General features: G+C 72.6%; 17 protein-coding genes and 1 tRNA gene. 6 read left to right on the forward strand and 12 right to left on the reverse strand.

Going from position 1 to position 18,113, the window contains the following annotated elements; translation table 11 throughout:
• Positions 1-120 precede the first annotated feature (120 nt).
• Positions 121-699, reverse strand: a complete 579-nt coding sequence (locus tag K7640_RS26590; RefSeq protein ID WP_222957669.1) for a hypothetical protein — start codon at positions 697-699, stop codon at positions 121-123.
• Positions 700-1,128: 429 nt separating this feature from the next.
• On the opposite strand from K7640_RS26590, the gene K7640_RS26595 reads away from it, so the two are divergent.
• Positions 1,129-2,877, forward strand: coding sequence for a bifunctional UDP-sugar hydrolase/5'-nucleotidase (locus K7640_RS26595; protein ID WP_222957670.1), 1,749 nt, complete (start codon positions 1,129-1,131; stop codon positions 2,875-2,877).
• A 441-nt stretch (positions 2,878-3,318) separates the two neighbouring features.
• On the opposite strand, the gene K7640_RS26600 is transcribed toward K7640_RS26595, so the two are convergent.
• The gene (locus K7640_RS26600; protein ID WP_222957671.1) at positions 3,319-4,596 is read right to left on the reverse strand and encodes an MFS transporter; all 1,278 of its coding nucleotides are present in this window, start codon (positions 4,594-4,596) and stop codon (positions 3,319-3,321) included.
• A gap of 121 nt (positions 4,597-4,717) precedes the next feature.
• Here K7640_RS26600 and K7640_RS26605 point away from each other — a divergent pair, with 121 nt between their 5' ends.
• Entirely contained in the window at positions 4,718-5,191 is a 474-nt protein-coding gene (locus tag K7640_RS26605; protein ID WP_222957672.1) for a hypothetical protein, read from the forward strand.
• Between the two features lie 19 nt (positions 5,192-5,210).
• Here K7640_RS26605 and K7640_RS26610 read toward each other — a convergent pair whose 3' ends face one another.
• Together K7640_RS26610 and K7640_RS26615 are read right to left on the reverse strand one after the other, a co-directional pair.
• Positions 5,211-6,521 (reverse strand): glycosyltransferase, encoded by a 1,311-nt coding sequence (locus K7640_RS26610; RefSeq protein ID WP_222957673.1) that lies wholly within the window; start codon positions 6,519-6,521, stop codon positions 5,211-5,213.
• Positions 6,522-6,605: 84 nt separating this feature from the next.
• Positions 6,606-7,712: a calcium:proton antiporter gene (locus K7640_RS26615; RefSeq protein WP_222957674.1), complete on the reverse strand. Its 1,107-nt coding sequence runs from the start codon at positions 7,710-7,712 to the stop codon at positions 6,606-6,608.
• A gap of 137 nt (positions 7,713-7,849) precedes the next feature.
• Between K7640_RS26615 and K7640_RS26620 the strand changes: the two genes are divergently transcribed.
• Positions 7,850-8,572 carry an alpha/beta fold hydrolase gene (locus K7640_RS26620; protein WP_222957675.1) on the forward strand — a complete coding sequence of 241 codons (723 nt, stop codon included), beginning with the start codon at positions 7,850-7,852 and terminating at the stop codon, positions 8,570-8,572.
• Between the two features lie 14 nt (positions 8,573-8,586).
• Here K7640_RS26620 and K7640_RS26625 read toward each other — a convergent pair whose 3' ends face one another.
• The 4 genes from K7640_RS26625 to K7640_RS26640 form a co-directional block, all read right to left on the reverse strand.
• Complete coding sequence (locus tag K7640_RS26625) at positions 8,587-8,949, reverse strand: cupin domain-containing protein (protein WP_222957676.1); 363 nt, start codon at positions 8,947-8,949, stop codon at positions 8,587-8,589.
• Between the two features lie 117 nt (positions 8,950-9,066).
• Entirely contained in the window at positions 9,067-9,549 is a 483-nt protein-coding gene (locus K7640_RS26630; RefSeq protein ID WP_222957677.1) for a hypothetical protein, read from the reverse strand.
• A 143-nt stretch (positions 9,550-9,692) separates the two neighbouring features.
• Positions 9,693-9,769 (reverse strand) — tRNA-Pro (locus tag K7640_RS26635).
• 178 nt (positions 9,770-9,947) lie between these two features.
• Positions 9,948-10,841, reverse strand: coding sequence for a metallophosphoesterase (locus K7640_RS26640; protein WP_222957678.1), 894 nt, complete (start codon positions 10,839-10,841; stop codon positions 9,948-9,950).
• A 25-nt stretch (positions 10,842-10,866) separates the two neighbouring features.
• Between K7640_RS26640 and K7640_RS26645 the strand changes: the two genes are divergently transcribed.
• The gene (locus K7640_RS26645) at positions 10,867-11,322 is read left to right on the forward strand and encodes a GatB/YqeY domain-containing protein (protein ID WP_222957679.1); all 456 of its coding nucleotides are present in this window, start codon (positions 10,867-10,869) and stop codon (positions 11,320-11,322) included.
• 67 nt (positions 11,323-11,389) lie between these two features.
• Here the strand turns inward: K7640_RS26645 and K7640_RS26650 are convergent, their stop codons facing one another.
• Entirely contained in the window at positions 11,390-13,834 is a 2,445-nt protein-coding gene (locus tag K7640_RS26650; RefSeq protein ID WP_222957680.1) for a transglycosylase domain-containing protein, read from the reverse strand.
• 406 nt (positions 13,835-14,240) lie between these two features.
• Between K7640_RS26650 and K7640_RS26655 the strand changes: the two genes are divergently transcribed.
• On the forward strand, positions 14,241-14,558 hold the full coding sequence (locus K7640_RS26655; protein WP_222957681.1) for a WhiB family transcriptional regulator: 318 nt from the start codon (positions 14,241-14,243) through the stop codon (positions 14,556-14,558).
• A gap of 7 nt (positions 14,559-14,565) precedes the next feature.
• Here the strand turns inward: K7640_RS26655 and K7640_RS26660 are convergent, their stop codons facing one another.
• From K7640_RS26660 to K7640_RS26670, 3 genes are read right to left on the reverse strand one after another with little or no spacing between them, the layout of a single operon-like run.
• Complete coding sequence (locus K7640_RS26660) at positions 14,566-15,717, reverse strand: ArsA-related P-loop ATPase (protein ID WP_222957682.1); 1,152 nt, start codon at positions 15,715-15,717, stop codon at positions 14,566-14,568.
• Positions 15,718-15,771: 54 nt separating this feature from the next.
• Positions 15,772-16,749 carry an ArsA-related P-loop ATPase gene (locus K7640_RS26665; RefSeq protein ID WP_222957683.1) on the reverse strand — a complete coding sequence of 326 codons (978 nt, stop codon included), beginning with the start codon at positions 16,747-16,749 and terminating at the stop codon, positions 15,772-15,774.
• A gap of 26 nt (positions 16,750-16,775) precedes the next feature.
• The gene (locus tag K7640_RS26670) at positions 16,776-17,309 is read right to left on the reverse strand and encodes a hypothetical protein (RefSeq protein WP_222957684.1); all 534 of its coding nucleotides are present in this window, start codon (positions 17,307-17,309) and stop codon (positions 16,776-16,778) included.
• A 323-nt stretch (positions 17,310-17,632) separates the two neighbouring features.
• On the opposite strand from K7640_RS26670, the gene K7640_RS26675 reads away from it, so the two are divergent.
• A complete protein-coding gene (locus K7640_RS26675) occupies positions 17,633-18,103 on the forward strand; it encodes a hypothetical protein (RefSeq protein ID WP_222957685.1) in 471 nt (156 codons plus the stop codon).
• Positions 18,104-18,113: the final 10 nt, after the last annotated feature.

An 18,113-nucleotide genomic window follows, 5' to 3' on the forward strand; every position in this document is an offset into this window, starting at 1 on the left:
GGGCGGGGCTGCCCGGGGTGCCGGCGGGGGGGGGGGGGGGGGGGGGGGGCCGGCGGGGGGGGGGGGGGGGGGGGGGGGGCGGGGGGGGCCGCCCCCGCCAGCAGGGCTGATCCGGTGCCCTTACAGAGCGTTCAGGATCCGGTTGAGCAGCGCGACCAGACCGTTGAGCACGCCACCCAGGCCGCCGGTCGGGCCGTCGAGCAGCCCGGCGACCGCACAGAGCAGGTTGCCGAGCAGGTTGCCCGCGCCCTGGACGGCGGTGATGTCGAGGTTGATCTCGTTGAGCTGGACCCGCAGGCCGAGCAGGTTCAGGTCCAGCGGCCCGAGGTCCAGGTTGAGGATGTCGCAGGTGCCGTTGATGGCGGCCACGGGCACGGTGATCAGCTCCGTCACCGTGCCGAGCGACGCGCCGGCCGAATTCGTCAGGGTGCCGGTGAGCGTGCCGATGGCGGCGAGCTGACCGTTCTGGTTGACGAACCGGGTCGGCGTGAAACTGCCGGCGAAGGTGCCGGTGCCACCGAGCGCGTCGGTGAAGCTACCGGTGACCGGGGTGGTCACCGCCGACGCGGAGGGTGCCGCGGCCGCGGCCTGCGCCGGCTTGCTGGCCGGGGCGGCCTGCGCCACGCCGGTGCTGCCGAGGAACAGGGCGGCACCGGTGCCGAGGGCGACGAGAGTGGTGCCGAAGCGAGTTGCTCGCATGAAATTTCCTTCCTCTCTGGTTGCCTTGCCTGGATGTCGGTACCCCCGGCGTGGGTGATAAACCATGTGAATATTGCTCATCTCGGATCGATTGTGGCCGCTGATCTCGGTCTCCCCGCCCGAGAGCGGGCGACGAGGCGTCGGCCGTCCGGTCGGCGTCGGCTCGTCCGATCGGGCCTATCCGGCGTACGCCGGCTGGGGGACGGAATTCATCTGCCCGTCATGTCGGAAACGTCGGGAGGACTGGAGCGGGCTCCCTGACCCTGCTGTGCTGCTCGTGTCGACCGATCGCGGTACGGATGAGAGGCTGTCCCGGGCAGCGTCGTGACCCCCACCGCTGCCAGCCCGTGATCGACCCCTGTCACCGGCGTCCCCCCGCCCGGCGCGGCACCCGCCCGGGCATGTGCGCCGAATCTCACGAGGAGTTCCATGTCCATCCCCGGGATGCGTCGGGCCACCATCGGCCTGACCGCGCTCGCCGTGACCGCGCTCGGCGCCGTCACCGCCGCCCCCGACCAGGCGGAGGCCGGCCCGAAGCCGGTCGACGTCAAGCTGCTCGCCATCAACGACCTGCACGGCAACCTGGAGCCCCCGAACAGCGCCAGCAGCAGCGGCGTCATCAACGGGGTGCCCGCCGGTGGTGTCGAGTACCTGGCCACCCAGCTCGCCAAGCTGCGCGGCGACTCCAAGAAGGAGCAGAAGCACACGATCACGGTCGCCGCCGGTGACCTGATCGGCGCCTCGCCGCTGCTCTCCGCCGCCTTCCACGACGAGCCCACCATCGAGTCGCTCAACCTGGCCGGGCTGGACTTCGCCAGCGTCGGCAACCACGAGTTCGACGAGGGCGCCGCCGAGCTGCTCCGGATCCAGAACGGCGGCTGCCACCCGGTCGACGGCTGCGCCGACGGCACCCCGTACAAGGGCGCCGAGTTCCAGTACCTCTCCGCGAACGCCTTCAAGACCGAGACCGGCAAGCCGCTGCTGCCGCCGTACGCGGTCAAGAAGATCGACGGCGTCAAGGTCGGCTTCATCGGGATGACCCTGGAGGGCACCCCGGAGATCGTCAGCCAGCAGGGCGTCGCCGGCCTCACCTTCGCCGACGAGGCGGAGACCGCCAACAAGTACGCCCGCGTCCTGCAGGCCCAGGGTGTGCAGAGCATCGTCGTGCTGCTGCACGAGGGTGGCGTGCAGACCACCGGTTCCGACATCAACGGCTGCGCGGGCTTCTCCGGCCCGATCGTGGACATCGTCAACCGGATGGACCCGGCCATCGACGCGGTGGTCAGCGGGCACACCCACCAGGCGTACAACTGCGAGGTCAACGGCAAGCTGGTGACCAGCGCCAGCTCGTTCGGCCGCCTGGTCACCGACATCGACCTGTCCATCGACCGCAAGACCGGCGACGTGCTCACCGCCACGGCGAACAACGTCGTCGTCACCCGGGACGTGGCCAAGGACCCGGCGCAGACCACGCTGATCAACCACTACAAGACGGCGCTCGGCCCGGTCGCCACCAAGGTGGTCGGCCAGACCACCGAGGCGATCACCAAGACCCCCGAGGTGCTGATCGGCACCGCGCCCTGCGACTACAAGGTGATCAAGGGGTCCTGCGGTGAGTCCGCGCTGGGCAACGTGATCGCCGACGCGCAGCTCGCCGCCACCGACGACGAGCAGGGCGCGGTCGCCGCCTTCATGAACCCGGGCGGCGTCCGGGCCGACCTCGACGCCGGCCCGGTCACCTACGAGGAGGCCTTCACCGTCCAGCCGTTCGCCAACAACCTGGTGACGCTGGACCTGACCGGGGCGCAGCTCTACTGCATGCTGGAGCAGCAGTTCACCGCGGGCCCGACCCTGCTGCCGTCGTCGACCGTCCGCTACGTGGTCGACCTGAACGGCACCAACGGCACCACCGCCGACCCGTGCTCGGGCACCCGGATCGTGCGCGGCAGCCTCACCATCGGCGGCGCCGCGGTCACCGCCGACGCCACCTACCGGATCACGGTGAACAACTTCCTCTCCGGCGGTGGTGACGGCTTCACCGTCCTCACCGGCGGGAAGAACGCGGTCACCGGGGCGATCGACCTGGACGCCTTCGTGGCGTACCTGACCGAGAAGTCCCCGATCTCGGCGCCGGCCCTGGACCGGATCCGCACCACGGCCGAGGTTCCGGCCGCCTGATCCACCGCAACGCCCGAACGGGCCCCGGAGCACCCGCTCCGGGGCCCGTTCCACGTCCGCGTCCGCTGTCCCGGCCGACGTCCGCGGCTGGCGCCGGCCGGGTCGCGGGATGCGGCGTATCCCGGCCGAGGATGCCGCGACGTGCGGCATGTCGGCGTGTCGGCTTGGGCCGAGGGCGCCGCGACGTGCGGCATGTGGGCGCGTCCCGGGCCGGGGAGGCCGCGACTTGCGGCATGTTGGCCTGTCCCGGGGCGGGGGCCGCGATGTGCGGCATGTCGGCCTGTCCCGGGGCGGGGAGGCCGCGACTTGCGGCATGTCGGCCTGTCCCCGGACGGGGAGGCCGCGATGTGCGGCAGGTCGGCCTGTCCCGGGGCGGGAGGCCGCGGGATGCGGCAGGTCGGCCCGTCCCCGGCGGCCCCGACCGGGGCGGGCCGGGTGAGGTCAGGCGACGGGGGTCGGGTCGGGCGTGCGGGCGGGTGCCCGGCCGTCCTGGGCCGCGGTGAGCATCGGACGCAGCGACAGGGCCAGCAGTGAGGCGGCCAGGCAGCCGCCGACCACCAGCGCCACCCAGATCTTGCCGTCCGCCGCGCCGATCAGCGGGCCGGCGGTCACCGGGCCGATCACGCCGCTGATGCCGAAGATCATCGAGCTCATCGCGTTGTACCGGCCGCGCAGCTCGTCGGTGGCGAGCGCGTTGGTCAGCGCCGGCATCACCGGCGAGAGCATCGTCTCGCCGAACCCGAAGATCATCGCGCAGGCCACCACCGCGAGGGCAGCGAGCAGCGCGTGCTCCGGCCCGACCAGGCCGGCCACGCCGAGCACCAGCCAGGCCGCCGCGAAGAACCCGCCCACGGCGGCCAGCGCCCCGGTGCGGCTGCGCCCCTCGAGGTGCCGGAGCACCAGCAGCTGGGCCAGCACGATCATCATGGTGTTGGCGGCCAGCCCCCAGGCCACCACCCGGGGACTGACCTCGGCCACCCGGATGGCGAACGCGGTGAAGCCGACCTCGACCTGCGCGTACCCGCAGGTGGTCAGGACCAGGCCGAAGATCACCAGCCGGCGGAACGGGCGGTCCCGCAGCACGGTCAGGTAGCCGCCCGCGGAAGCCTGCCCGTCGGTCGCCCCGGCGGCGACCAGCCGGTGACCGACCCCGGGCAGGCTCAGCAGGATCAGCGCCGGCACCAGGTAGGTCACCGCGTCCAGCAGGTAGATGAGCTGGAAGGTGGCCGGCCGGGCGATGTCCACGATCGCCCCGGAGGTCAGCCCGCCGATGCCGATGCCGAGGTTGAGCAGGGCGAAGTTCAACCCGTACACCCGCTGCCGCTCGCCAGCGTCGGTGAGCGAGGCGAGGATGGTGTTCTGGCCCGACCAGATCGCCGAGCCGCCCACCGCCATCACCGTGGCCACCAGGAACGCCGACGCCGTCGAGTCGACAAGCGCCAGCGCGCCGGTGCCCGCCGCCTCGATCAGCAGGCAGGGCAGCACCACCCGGCGCGCGCCGAACCGGTCGATAAGCGTGCCGCCCAGCGGCGACAGGGCCAGGGTGACCGCGCCGTACCAACCGATGACCAGCCCGGCCCGTGGGTCGGAGAGACCGCGCACGTCGGTCAGGTAGATGAAGAGGAACGGCAGGGTCAGGCCCCGGCCGATCGCCGAGAGCAGGGTGCCGACCAGGATCCGGCGGGCTTCCGGACGGCGGGGCAGGGCGCGACGCAGCATGGCTCGGATTCTCTTCGTACGGTGTGACAGGCCGCGACCCCATTACGGCGGGCGTACGCTGTCGCCGACCGCGACGTGACCGAGCACACGGACCGTCGGTGCGGTCTGGAATGCTGGACCGGTGACCGTGACCTGGCGCCACCTGCCCGCCCCGGCCCGCGAGATCGCGGTCTCCGCCGAGGAGGCGGTGGCCGCCGCGCGAACCCGGGACACCGCGGCGTACGAACCGGCGGTCGCCCGGCTCGCCGCCACCGACCGCGCCGGTCTGGTCCTCGGCGCGGTGGTACGGCTGCTGCTGGAGGAAACCAACCCCGACGGTCTGGCCGGCGACGACGTGCGGCGGGTGCTGGAACGCTGCGTCCGGGGCGCCGCGCAGTGGCGGGCGGACGTCGACCCGCACGTGGTGCTGGTGCTGCTCGCCTCCGCCCTCGGCGTGTACGACCCGGGCGACGACGACGCCCCGCCCGACCCGGCCGCGATCGCCCGGCACGCGCCGCTGCTGGTGGCCGACCTGCTCGCCGCGTCGGGCCGCCCGCTGGACGGCTACCTGGACGCGGCCTTCGCCGAGGTCGCCCGCACCGAGCTGCACGACTGAATCCGGTCGGCGCCGACCGTCACCGCGGGCTCGGCTCCGCCGCGCCGGCCAGCAGGTTCTCGATCAGATCGCCGGCCGCCGCCGGACCGCCGGCGGCGGTGAGCGCGGCGCCCAGCTCACCGGCCCGGGCCCGGAACCGCTGCTCGCCCAGCACCCGCTCGACCGCGCCCCGGACCTTGGCCGCGGCGGGCCGGCCGGTGCGGAGGTCGAGCCCGACGCCCGACCAGGCGACCCGCCGGGCGACCTCCGGCTTGTCCAGCGAGTCACCGGCCACCACCAGCGGCACCCCGGCCTGCACCGCGCCGAGCACCCCACCCCAGCCGCCGTTGGTGACCATCACGTCGACCAGCGGGAGCAGCAGGTCGTGCGGCAGGAAGGGCGCGACGCGGGCGTTGTCCGGCAGCCCACCCAGGGTGGCGGCCGACGTGCGACCGGTGGTCGCCACCACCAACGCCGGATGCCCGGCCAGCCCGTCGATCGCCGGCCGGAGCAGGTCGGCGGGGTCGACGTCGAGGGTGCCCTGGGTGACGTGCACGACGGGCCGGCCGGCGGCCCGCGCCGCCGCCAACTCCGGCCACCAGGACGGCAGCTCCCGCGTCGCGGCCGGCCCCGGCGGCGGGGCGAGCCGCCCGACGAACCGCACCTGCCCGGGCAGGTCGCTACGGGGATACTCCAGCCCCGGCACCCCCTGCGCCAGCACCAGGTACGGCGAGTACAGGCCCTCCAGGCCGGCGGCCGGCGCCGGCCCGAGCCCCACCTCGGCGCGCGCCCGGTCCAGGCGCGGGTTGATGAACCGGCGCTGCGCGAGCCGCACCAGGTGGCGCAGCACGGCGTCCCGGACCCGGGCCACCGGGCTGCCGGACGGCGGGAACGGCAGGCCCGACGGGGCCAGGTCCCGGCTCGGGATGGTCAGGGGGGTCACCGCCACCGACACCCACGGCAGGCCGAGCCGTTCCCCGGCGAGCGCCCCGCCGAAGGCGAGCTGGTCGGCGACGATCAGGTCGAACGGCTCCCGGTGGGCCACGTCGAGCAGGTCCCGTGCCTGGCCGGCAGCGGTGCCGAGCAGCACCTGCTCGACGTTGGCCTTGCCGCCGCGCATGCCTTTGCCGTCGCCGACCTCGGGAAACGTGGCGGCCAGGTCGCTGTCGTCGAAATCCCGCGCGGCGCGCCACGACGTCCACTCGGCACCCGCGCCGACGAACCGGTCACGGTATTTGTGCCCCGAGTGGGCGACCACCCGGTGCCCGCGCCGGCGCAGCTCGGCGGTGAGCGCCGACAGCGGTCCGACATGCCCCGCGAACGGCATCGACGTCAACAAGATCCGGGCCATCTGGCCTCCTCGACGTTCGGTCGCGCTGTCCCGCGCGGCTTCCCTCGACAGCCTCCATTGTGGCCGGTGCGAGAGGTCCGGCGGTCACGGGCTGGCGGCGAGGAACACGAAGGCGGCCATCAGCACCAGATGCACCCCGCCCTGGAGCAGGGTCGCCCGGCCCGGGACCACGGTCAACACGCCGGCCACCACGGTCAGCGCGAGCAGCGCCATCTGGGTGCCGCCCAGGCCGAGCAGCAGCGGCCCCTCCAGCCAGATCGACAGCAGCGCGATCGCCGGGATGGTCAGACCGATGCTCGCCATCGCCGAGCCGAGCGCCAGGTTGAGGCTGATCTGCACCCGGTTGCGGCGGGCCGCGCGGGCGGCGGCCAGCGTCTCCGGCAGCAGCACCAGCAGGGCGATGATCACGCCGACGAACGACTGGGGCAGGTTGGCCGCCTGGACGCCCGCCTCGATCGCCGGGGAGACCGTCTTGGCGTCGCCCACCACCGCCACCAGCGCCACCAGCAGCAGGATCAGGCTGAACAGGGCGGCCCGGTTGGTCGGCGGGTCGGCGTGCCCGTCGCCGTCGGCGTCGACCGGACCGCCCTCGGCGTTGACCGGCAGGAAGTAGTCGCGGTGCCGGCCGGTCTGCACCATCACGAACAACCCGTACAGCGCCAGCGACGCGACGGCGGCGAAGGCGAGCTGGGGCGGGGAGAACTCCGGGCCGGTCCGGCTGGTGGTGAAGGTCGGCACCACCAGGCTCAGCGTCGCCAGGGTGGCCACCGTGGCCAGCGCCCCACCGGTGCCCTCCGGGTTGAACACCGCCACCCGTTGCCGCAGCGCCCCGAGCAGCAGGGACAGGCCGAGGATGCCGTTGCAGGTGATCATCACGGCGGCGAACACGGTGTCCCGGGCCAGCGACTGGGTCTCCTTCCCACCGCTGATCATCAGGGTCACGATCAGGGCCACCTCGATGACCGTCACGGCGACCGCGAGCACCAGCGACCCGAACGGCTCGCCCACCTTGTGGGCGACCACCTCGGCGTGGTGGACCGCCGCGAGCACCGCGCCGGCGAGCAGGGCGGCGACCACCGGAACCAGATAACCGGGAAGTTCCCGACCCCAGGTGAGAACGAGGATCAGCACCGCGAGTACGGGCGCGACCGTGCTCCAGTCGGCGAGGCGGGGGCGGGTCAGGGCGGACATGCGCTAAGCCTGCCAGGAAAAGTCGATCAACCGCCCGTGACCTTTCTCCTTCCGACCGTTACGGGGTCCCCCATGATCGGAAGGGTGGCCCCGGGCGACCGTTTCGGGGGGTGGCACGCCCCTGCTACCCAGGAGCCATGGAGACGATCGTGCTGCTGCCGTCCCTCTGCGCCACCAGCCGGGTGTGGCACCGCCAGGTCGAGGCGCTCGGCGAGCGGTACGCGGTGCTGACGCCCGACCTGCCGGGGCACGGCGACAACCCGGGCCCGTTCAGCTTCGACCGGGCCGTCGCCGACCTCGGTGCCCTGCTGGACCGTACGCCCGGTCCGGTGCACCTGGTCGGCCTGTCGCTCTCCGCGACGGTGGCGGTGCTCACCTGCCTGGCCCGGCCGGAGGGGGTCCGCAGCCTGGTGCTCTCCGGGGGCGTCCCCGGTCCGGTGGCCGCGCTGGCGGTGCAACGCGCGGTCGCCGCGGTCACCCCCGAGCGGGTCATCGTGCGCTCCGCCGTACGCGTGCTCGCCCCGACCATCACCTGGATGCCGCCGCCGCAGCGGCAACGGACCCTCACCGAGGCCGCCGAGGACTTCCGCACCACCGGCCGGCGCACCTACCTGGCCGCGCTGCGCGAGCTGGCCCGTACCGACCTGCGGCCCCGGCTGCCCCAGGTGGCGGTGCCGACGCTGGTGCTGTGCGGCTCGCGGGACCGGGTCAACCTGCCCGGCGCGCGGCAACTGGCCGCCGGCATCCCGCAGGCCCGGCTGGAGGTGGTGCCGGACGTGGGACACCTCTGGCAGCTGGAACGACCGGACCTGTTCTCCCGTACGGTCGCCGGTTTCGTCGACGAGGTCGCGGGCGCCTGACCCGCGCCCCCCGATCAGCCGTGCTGCGGCAACCAGAAGACCGAGACGGCGTGGAACTTGTCCGGGCCGGCGTTGCGGAGCTGGTGCGGCACCTCGCTGTCGAACGCCACCACGTCACCGGCGCGCAGCGCGGTGCTCCGGTCGGCCCAGGTCAACGTGCCGGTCCCGGACACCACGATCCACAGTTCACGGGACCGGTGCACGTCCAGGTCGTTGGCGGTTCCCGGGGCCACCGACCAGCGGGCGACCTCGAACGGGGCCGGGTCCGCCGGTGGGAACGGCAACCGGCCCCGGTGCACCGGTCCGCCCTCGGCGAAGGCGTACCAGGGGTCGAAGGTCACCGGGCCGCTGGTGAGAGCCGGGTTCGTGGTTGGCATGCCGTCGAGCCTGCCGGGTCGCGGGCGGGGAGTCCGGCGGTAATCGGACGTGGCGTCGCGGGGAGCGGCGCGCAGGCTGCGCGCCCTCCGCCGGGGAGCCGGGCTGCAGCGACGAGCTCATCGACTCGGTTCATGCTCCGGACAGTCGGCGGGGAGCCAGGTCGCGTCCAGGTCCTGGCTCGTGACGATCAGCCTGCCGGCGAGGCAGACGATCTCGTGTCGGCATCCGTGCTCGTGCGGCAGTGTCTCGTCCAGCATCACGTCGCCGAGCTGGGCCACGTCCAGCCCCCGGGCAGCCGGCTCCACCGTGAGGCTCTGCACGCCGCGGTAGCGGATCGTCAGATCCTCCTCGTGCTTCCAGCAATTGTGCCGCAGTTGCAGCTCAAGCCAGCGGCTGCCGTCCACCTCGCCGGACGACAGGCGCGCCGGCTTCAGGTCCTTCACGCACCGCCGGCCGAAGAAGTTGTAGTGGCCGGGGTCGGCGGCGAACCGACGTGCTCCCTCGGGCAGGGAGTCGGCAAGCGCCGGCAACTGCCGGAGGTACGCCTCGGGATCCAGCGACATGCCGTCACTGGTGCGCTCGATGATGACGTACCTCACTGCCGCGCCCTCCGATCCCGCCGGCCGCGTCCTGAGCCCCCGGCTCTGGATCAAGCCCGACCGGTCCTCGACGAAGCCTGACGCGCGCTCATCCAGGATGCACGAGAGGGCACATCCGTCGATCGGATGTGCCCTCTCACCTCTGGTCGGGGTGGCCGGATTCGAACCGACGACCTCTTCGTCCCGAACGAAGCGCGCTACCAAGCTGCGCCACACCCCGAGGCGTGCCGACAAATAGTAGCCCACCCGCTCTGATGGTCAAACTCGGTACCCCCTCGGCGCCCGCCACCCCTGATTCGTTTACGTCATCAAGTTGGTAGGCGCCGAAGCGGACCCCGGGGAGGCCGGTCGGGCGACCCCGGCAGGCGGCCTGAGGCCGAGCACCGGGACAAAGCCGCTCAGCGCGGGATCAGGGTGAGCACGCTCGCCTCCGGCGGGCAGGCGAACCGGATCGGCGCGGTCGGGTGGGTGCCGAGACCTGCCGAAACGTGCAGCCAGGCGTCCGAGCCGGGCCAGCGGTGCAGCCCCTTGGCCATCGAGCGGGGCAGCCCGCAGTTGGTCACCAGCGCCCCGTAGCCCGGCACGCACACCTGCCCGCCGTGGGTGTGCCCGGCGAGCAGCAGCCCGAAGCCGTCGGCGGCCATCCGGTCCAGCACGGCCGGCTCCGGGGAGTGGCTGAGCGCGATGGTGACGTCCGCCTCGGCCGACACCGGTCCGGCCACCGCGTCGTAGTCGTCCCGCTCGACGTGCGGGTCGTCGACGCCGGCCAGCTCGACGGCCCGCCCGCCGGCCTTGACGGTGGTGCGCGCGTTGTTCAGGTCCGCCCAGCCGGCGCCGGTGAGCACCGCCCGCAGCTCCTCGTAGGGCAGCTCCACGCCCTCGGTGTACTCCCGGTCGGGCAGGAAGTAGGTGAACGGGTTCTTCCACACCGGCCCGGTGTAGTCGTTGGAACCGAAGACGAAGGCGCCGGGGAAGTCGAGCAGCGGGTGCAACGCGCGCAGCACGCCGGGCACCGCGCCGGGGTGGGCCATGTTGTCCCCGGTGACCACCACCAGATCCGGGTCCAGGGCGGCCAGCGAGGCCACCCAGTCCTGCTTGCGCCGCTGGTCGGGCATCATGTGCAGGTCCGACAGGTGGAGGATGCGCAGCGGCTCCGCGTCGGCGGGCAGCACCGGCACGTCGTACCGGCGCAGGGTGAACATGTTGCGCTCGATCAGGGACGCGTAGGCCAGCGTGGCGGCGCCCAGCGCCGTGACGGAGGTCGCGAGGCGGAATAGTGTGCGCTTTCGCATGCCGATCAGGGTAGTTTGACCGTCCATGAGCACGCTGAAGGACCGCCTCACCACGGACATGCGCGCCGCCTTGAAGGCGCGCGACGAGCTGACCACGTCCACGCTGCGGATGGCGCTCGCCGCCGTGGGCAACGCCGAGGTCGCCGGGAAGGAGAAGCGCGAGCTCAGCGACGACGAGGTGCTCGCGGTGCTGACCAAGGAGGCGAAGAAGCGGCGGGAGGCCGCGACCGCCTTCGCCGACGCCGGCCGGGCCGAGCAGGCGGGCAAGGAGACGGCGGAGGGCGAGGTGCTGGAGCGCTACCTGCCCAAGCAGCTCTCCGACGACGAGCTGGCCGAGCTGGTCGCGGGGGCGCTGTCCGCGGGCGGCTTCACCGGCAAGGCGCAGATGGGCCCGGCCATGAAGGCGGCCCAGGCCGCGGTGGCCGGCCGGGCCGAGGGTGGTCGCGTCGCCGCCGAGGTACGCCGACAGCTCGGTCTCTAGTCAGCGCGTACGCGAAACGGGCGGGCACCCCGCGAAGGGTGCCCGCCCGTTGTCGTCGTCCGGGGTCTCAGCCGCGTGGCCGGCCGGGTTTGGTCGGTCCCCCCGGCGGCGTCGGCACCGTCGGCGTGGCGCCGCCGGTCGGCGGCGGGGCGGCCGGCGCACCGGCGCTGACCTCGATGCTGACCACGCCACCCTTGATGGTCTTGCCCGACGGGGTGGTGCCGGCTGCGGTGTTCTTCGGGCAGTCGGACGAGACCGGGGTGCTGGCGACCACCGGGTCGAAGCCGGCGTCGCGGAGCTTGGACTTCGCCGCGTCGATGGACAGGCAGGTCACCCCCGGTATGGACTTCTGATCACCGTTGATGATCTTCCCGTTGGGCGGGGTGAAGTTGATCCGTGGCTTGCCCTTCATCGCGTCCCGCAGGGTCTCCATGACCGGCGGGTTGATGCCCCACGGCTCCTTGTGACCCATCTTGACGTTGGTCTGCGGGAAGTCCGGGTCGGCCATGATGCCGGCCACCGCGTACTGCTTGGTCATCGCGACCAGGGCGGCCGTCTTGTCCGAGTCGGTGGTGCCGGACTTGCCGGCCACCGGCGCGTTGACGATGCCCTTGGTCTCGCGCGCGGTGCCGCCGTTGCACTTCGATGTCGAGGAGCTGTCCCCCACCGGGCAGCGGGCCGCGTCGACGGCCGCCCGGGCCACCTGCGGGCTGAACCGCTGCTCACAGTTCGGGTTGGCGATGTCGAGCTTCTTGCCGTCCGGGCCCTTGATCTCCTGCACCGGAATCGGCGCGCAGTATTTGCCGTCGGCGGCCAGGGTGGCGTACGCGTTGGCCAGCTCCAGCGGGGTGGTCTGCGAGACGCCCAGGGTGAACGCGCCCCACTGGTTGACGCCGCCCTCCTTGGTCGCCCGCCGCGCGTCGTCGCTGTCCCGGAAGCTGATGCCGAGCCGCTGCGCCACCTTGACCACGTTCTCCGCGCCGACCCGCTGCTCAAGGTCGACGAAGAAGGTGTTCACCGACTTGCCGAAGCCGCTCCACATGGTCTGGATGCCGGTCATGCTGGGGCTGGAGTTCTTGGGGCAGTAGAAGTGCGTGCCCGGGCAGGCGGCCTTGCTGCCCTTCTGGATGATGTAGTTCGACTTGAACTGGTGCTGCGCGTTGATGGTGTAGCTGAGCGGGTAGCCCTTCTCCAGCGCGGCCACCACCGTGAAGATCTTGAAAGTCGAGCCGGCCTGGTAGCCCTTGATGTCGCCGCCGCCGCTGAGCAGGGGCACCACCGTGTTGGGGTAGTTGCCCTTGATCCCCTTCTTGCGCTTCACCGGGTCGCTGTTCGGCTTGTTCTGCGGGCGCTTCGGGTCGTCGATCTTGAAGACCCGGTTCACCGCCAGCGCGCGGACCCGGCCGGTGCCCGGCTCCACCACGGCCACCATCGCGGCCTCCTTGGCGTTGATGCCCTTGGCCCGGCGCACCGCCCGGTCGGCGCCGTCCTGCGCCTGCGGGTCGAGCGTGGTGGTGATGGTGTAGCCGCCGCTCTTCAGCCGCCGCTCACGGTCGTACGTGGTGGAGCCGAAGGTCTCCTGCTGCATCCACCAGCGGTAGAAGTAGTCGCAGAAGAAGCCCCAGCCCTTCTTGTTGGTGGAGACGCAGCCGTTGGGGGTGCGCTTGTCCTTCACCACCATCTTGGTGGCGAGCGCCTTGTCCGCCTCGGCCTGGGTGATGGCCTTGGTGGTCACCATGTTGCGGATGACGTAGTCGCGCCGGTCCAGGGCGAGCGGGTAGCCGGCCTTGGTGGTGGGGTCGTTGGTGGTCGGCGCCTTCACCATGCCGGCCAGCATCGCCGCTTCCTCGATCTTGAGCTTGCTCGGCGGCTTGCCGAAGTAGACCTGGCTGGCGGCGTAGATGCCGTACGCGCCGTTGCCGAACGAGGCGATGTTCAGGTAGCGCTCCAGGATCTCGTCCTTGGAGAGCTCCTTGTCGATCTGGAGGGCGTAGCGCATCTCGCGCAGCTTCCGGCCGCCGGTGTCCTCGGTGGCCGCGACCACGTCCGCCGGGTGGGTCGCCGAGTAGGCGATGGCCAGCCGGACGTACTGCATGGTCAGGGTGGAGGCGCCCTGCCGGCCGTTGGTGCCGGACTGGTTGTTGACGAACGCCCGGGCGACGCCGTTGAGGTCGACGCCGTTGTGCTTGTAGAAGTCGTGGTCCTCCGCCGCGATGATCGCGTTGCGCATGTACGGCGAGATGTCGGCCAGCCTCGTGTTGCGCCGGTTCTCGTCGTACATCGTCGCCAGCGGCGTCTTGCCGTCCTTGGCCAGCAGGTAGCTGATCTGCGGCGCCTGCGCCACGGTGAGCTCGCGCGGCAGCGCGGCGAACGTCTCGGCGCCGGCCTTGGCGGCCAGCCCGGACATCGCCACCGCGGGGAAGGCGGCCGCCGCGACCACCACGCCGGCCAGTAGGCCACAGATGATCAGCGATGCGGCGTTGGCAAAGATGTTGTGGTCACGTTTCCGCATCCAGGTCACCTCGACAGGGTACGCGAACAGGTAACGAGGGGCGCGCGGGCGTACTTTCCCCATTTCCTGCGCGCGCCGCTCTCGTTGTGCTAAACGCACGACCCCCGGTGCGTGGTTGCGTGTGACCTGGCGCCGAGTCTCCTCTCGACCGAGGAGTCGCGCAGCGTTTTCACCGACTCCGGCGGGGTATGCGGCCGGCGAAAGCCCGGGAAGCCGGGACTGTCCGGAATGATGGATTTCGCCGACAACGTTGCGTAATCAGGCGACTACAGAGCATGATGATGGCGGCGACAGCCAGATGTCGTCCGGATGCCCTCCTTGGGGAAGGACGGGCCGGACGGCCGGGGGGATACGACGGCTGGTCGCGCGCGAAGTCGGTAGGTACTGCAAGGGGGGACGTGTACAAATGGGCATGATCGCTGACTGGCCGTCACTGGCGGCGTGTCAGAACGGGGACCCGGACGCATTGTTCGTACAGGGCGCCGAACAGAACGTGGCGAAGAGGATCTGCCGCAGCTGCCCAGTTCGGTACGAGTGCCTGGCCGACGCGCTGGACAACCGCATCGAGTTCGGCGTGTGGGGTGGCATGACCGAACGCGAGCGGCGGGCGCTGTTGCGCCGGCACCCGCAGGTCGCCAGCTGGCGGAAGATGTTCGAGGCCGCCATGAAGAAGAACGCCAAGGACAAGAGCGGCAAGGACAAGGTCCTGGTCACCGCCGGCTGACGCCCGGTCAGCGGTCGCTGATCGCCGCGCCGATCGTCCGCAGCCCGTCGACGTCGTGCACGTCGGCGGGCTGCGCCGGCACCGACACCGTCGGCACCCCGGGGAACTCCGCGCTGAACCGGGCCGCCACCCGCTGCTCCCGCTCGGCCTGCTGGGCCAGCGCGGCGTGCGCCCGCAGCACCTCGGCCGTGCCGGCGTGCCCGCCGGCCCGCTCCAGCCGCTCCGCCGCGGCCAGGCTGTCGTCCGCGCCGAGCGCCGGCGCCGCCGGCTGGTGCACCCGGTTGAGCACCAGACCGGCCAGCGGCATCCGCTCGGAGCGCAGCCGGCCGGCGAAGTATGCCGCCTCCCGGACCGCGTCCGGCTCCGGCGCCGCGACCAGCAGGAAGGCCGTCTCCCGCGCCTGGAGGATGCGGTACGTCTGCTCGGCCCGCTGCCGGAACCCGCCGAACATCGAGTCCAGCGCGGCGACGAAGCCCGACAGGTCGGTGAGCAGCTGGGCGCCGATCACCTTCTGCACCACCTTGGAGAACATCCCGAACGAGGCGGTGACGAAGCTGAACATGCTCCGCCCGCCGGAGCGCGCCGGGGCGAGCAGCAGCCGCAGCATCCGGCCGTCCAGGAAGCGGGAGAGCCGGGCCGGCGCGTCCAGGAAGTCCAGCGCCGAGCGGGACGGCGGGGTGTCCACCACGATCAGGTCCCACTCGCCCCGGGCGTGCAGCTGGCCGAGCTTCTCCATCGCCATGTATTCCTGGGTGCCGGCGAAGGTGGAGCTCATGGCCTGGTAGAAGGGGTTGGCGAAGATCTCCGCCGCCTTCGCCGGGTCGGTGTGCTGGAGCACCACGTCGTCGAAGGTGCGCTTCATGTCCAGCATCATGGCGTGCAGCTCACCGCCGCTGCCCTCGACGTCGATCCCCTTGACCTGGCGCGGGGTGTTGTCCAGCTCGCTCAGGCCCAGCGACTGTGCCAGCCGGCGGGCCGGGTCGATGGTCAGCACGACCGTACGCCGGCCGTGCCGCTCGGCCGCGCGCAGCGCGAGGGCCGCGGCGGTGGTGGTCTTGCCCACCCCGCCCGCGCCGCAGCAGACGACTATCCGCACGCCCGGGTCGGCGAGGATCTGGTCGACGTCCAGCTGCGGCGCCGCGTCTTCGGAAGGCACCAATCGAGCGTATCGGGCCGCCTGCCGACGCGCGCCCGTGCCGACCGGAGGTGTGAGTCAATCCGCCCGGACGAGCGCCTCGGCCAGCCGGGCCAGCCCGGCCCGGTCCACCCCGTCGGGCAGCAGCGGCAGCTCGGTCAGCGGGCGGCCCAGCTCCACCAACTCGGCCCGGAGCGTCTCCTCCAGCTCCCGGCGGACGACCTGGTCCGCCGCCTCCTGGTGCAGCCCCCGCACGGTGGCCCGGTCCGCCGGCAGGCCGGCGGCGAGCAGCCCCTGGCGCAGCTCCGCGGTGGTCACCGCCCGGCCGGCGGGCAGCGCGGGTCGGGCCCCGTTGACGATCACCCGGCCGACCGGGAAGCCGAGTGAGGTCAGCTCGGCGATCGAGTCCACGGTCTCCTGGACCGGCATCTCCTCCAGCAGCGTCACCACGTGCACCGCGGTCATCGGGGACCGCAGCAGCGCGGAGACTCCCTCGCTCTGGCTCTTGATCGGGCCGACCTTCGCGAGCCGGGCCGTCTCCGCGGTGACGTTGAGGAACCGGCCGATCCGCCCGGTCGGCGGGGCGTCCAGCACCACGGCGTCGTACGCCCGGCGCTGGCCGGCGGTGCGCGTGGTCGCCTCCTTAACCTTGCCGGTGAGCAGCACGTCGCGCAGGCCCGGGGCGATGGTGGTGGCGAAGTCGATGGCACCGAACCGGCGCAACGCCCGCCCCGCCGCGCCCAGCTTGTAGAACATGTCGAGGTATTCCAGGAGGGCCTCCTCGGCGTCCACCGCCAGGGCCCGTACCTCGCCGCCGCCGGGGGCGTCGGTGAGGTGGCGCTCCTCGTACGGCAGCGGGTCGACGCCGAACAGCTGGGCGATGCCCTGCCGCCCCTCCACCTCGACCAGCAGGGTGCGCCGGCCGTCGGCGGCCAGCGCCACGGCCAGGGCCGCGGCGACGCTGGTCTTGCCGGTCCCGCCCTTGCCGGTCACCACGTGCAACCGCGCCGGCCATCCCGTACCGGCCGGGTCGGCCGGCTGCTTCCCTGCTCGCACCCGTCGAGCCTATCCAGCCGGGCGGGTCAGGAAACCTCGCAGACCCACCATCCGGTCCGGCGGACCACGGTGAACCGCAGGTCCTGCTCGGCCACCCGCTCGTCGGCCGTGCTCACGCTCACCTTGGTGGTGACCGTGGCCCGGTCACCGGTCTCGTTCGCCACCGTCGGCGTGGTCCACCGGAAGCGGGGCTCGCGGTACGTCTCGACGTACCGCTCCACCTCGGCGATCTTGGCGGCGATCTTCCGCTCGTCCCGGCTCGACGAGCAGACCAGGGCGCTCGCCTTGCTGACGCTGCGCTGCTGGTAGACGGCGGTGAGGAAGTCGTCGACGGCGACCGCCGGCTCGCTGGCGCCGGTGCCGTCCTCGGTGTCGCGCAGGGCCAGGAACGCGACCGTCCCGCCGCCCCCGCAGAGCAGCAGGGCGCCGACCAGCGCGAGCGAGGCGATCAGCAGGCTGCGCGGTCGCCGGCGCCGGGGCGGCTGGCCCGTCGCCGCGTGCTGCGGCGACCCGCCGGCGTCCGACGGCTTGTCGGCGCCACCGCTGGGTGGGTGGGTCATGTCGTTCCCCCGGGGTCCGGCGCCGCCGCCACACCCCTGAGGCGGCGACGCGTGGTCGACCGTGCCGGGCGCGCCCTCGACGCCCGTCGCCCGGAAGGGTAATCGGTCGATGGATGGCTCGGTGGGTCACGGCCGGGCCGGTGGACGCGATCCCGTTCCCAACCCGGGATGTGTCGTATATGTGACTCGAAGTGACCATTCGTGCGAGTCCCGTTGTAGCTGTCGACATTCGGACCTAGGTTCTTGGCCGGCGCGGGGGCCGGTCGGGCAGAGAGTCCGCACCGGAAAGCCACTTGACCAGGTACGACGGCCGGAGGCAGCGCATGCGCGACGCGGAAAACATCCCTCGAGCCCAGTTCCCGGTGAGCGGCCGGGCCCGCCGGGGTGCGACGGTGGAGGGGGTGGCGATCCCGGTCAACGAGCGGTCGTACCGCCGGTGCGCGGAGCCGGCCGCCGAGGCGTTGCGACCGCTGTCCCGGCCGGCCGGGCGCGGCCGGGACGAGGAGGAGCCCGGATACGTCATCCACCTGCCGATCCGGGTCGCCGACCTGGCGACCGCTACCGCGCTGGCCAGCACGGTGGCGGTGTCGCTCGGCTTCCTGCCCGAGCTGGACGCCGGGGAGACCACCGTCTCGACCGCCGACGACCAGAACAACCGGCACCGGGTCTTCTGCGACCTGCTGCTGCCCGACCGCAGCCGCTGCCCCCAGCGGTACGGCCACGAGGGCCCCTGCGGTGAGCTGCCGGCGGCTCCGGAGCAGCGTCCCGCGCCCCGCCCGACCGCCGGACCGTAGGCTGTTGCCC

Source organism: Micromonospora sp. PLK6-60 (assembly GCF_019890675.1).
Taxonomy (GTDB): Bacteria; Actinomycetota; Actinomycetes; order Mycobacteriales; family Micromonosporaceae; genus Micromonospora.

Bases quoted from the DNA above. Each gene is read 5' to 3' on its own strand.
- K7640_RS26590 (WP_222957669.1), bottom strand. From the start codon at position 699: ATGCGAGCAACTCGCTTCGGCACCACTCTCGTCGCCCTCGGCACCGGT.
- K7640_RS26595 (WP_222957670.1), top strand. From the start codon at position 1,129: ATGTCCATCCCCGGGATGCGTCGGGCCACCATCGGCCTGACCGCGCTC.
- K7640_RS26600 (WP_222957671.1), bottom strand. From the start codon at position 4,596: ATGCTGCGTCGCGCCCTGCCCCGCCGTCCGGAAGCCCGCCGGATCCTG.
- K7640_RS26610 (WP_222957673.1), bottom strand. From the start codon at position 6,521: ATGGCCCGGATCTTGTTGACGTCGATGCCGTTCGCGGGGCATGTCGGA.
- K7640_RS26615 (WP_222957674.1), bottom strand. From the start codon at position 7,712: ATGTCCGCCCTGACCCGCCCCCGCCTCGCCGACTGGAGCACGGTCGCG.
- K7640_RS26620 (WP_222957675.1), top strand. From the start codon at position 7,850: ATGGAGACGATCGTGCTGCTGCCGTCCCTCTGCGCCACCAGCCGGGTG.
- K7640_RS26625 (WP_222957676.1), bottom strand. From the start codon at position 8,949: ATGCCAACCACGAACCCGGCTCTCACCAGCGGCCCGGTGACCTTCGAC.
- K7640_RS26640 (WP_222957678.1), bottom strand. From the start codon at position 10,841: ATGCGAAAGCGCACACTATTCCGCCTCGCGACCTCCGTCACGGCGCTG.
- K7640_RS26645 (WP_222957679.1), top strand. From the start codon at position 10,867: ATGAGCACGCTGAAGGACCGCCTCACCACGGACATGCGCGCCGCCTTG.
- K7640_RS26650 (WP_222957680.1), bottom strand. From the start codon at position 13,834: ATGCGGAAACGTGACCACAACATCTTTGCCAACGCCGCATCGCTGATC.
- K7640_RS26655 (WP_222957681.1), top strand. From the start codon at position 14,241: ATGGGCATGATCGCTGACTGGCCGTCACTGGCGGCGTGTCAGAACGGG.
- K7640_RS26670 (WP_222957684.1), bottom strand. From the start codon at position 17,309: ATGACCCACCCACCCAGCGGTGGCGCCGACAAGCCGTCGGACGCCGGC.
- K7640_RS26675 (WP_222957685.1), top strand. From the start codon at position 17,633: ATGCGCGACGCGGAAAACATCCCTCGAGCCCAGTTCCCGGTGAGCGGC.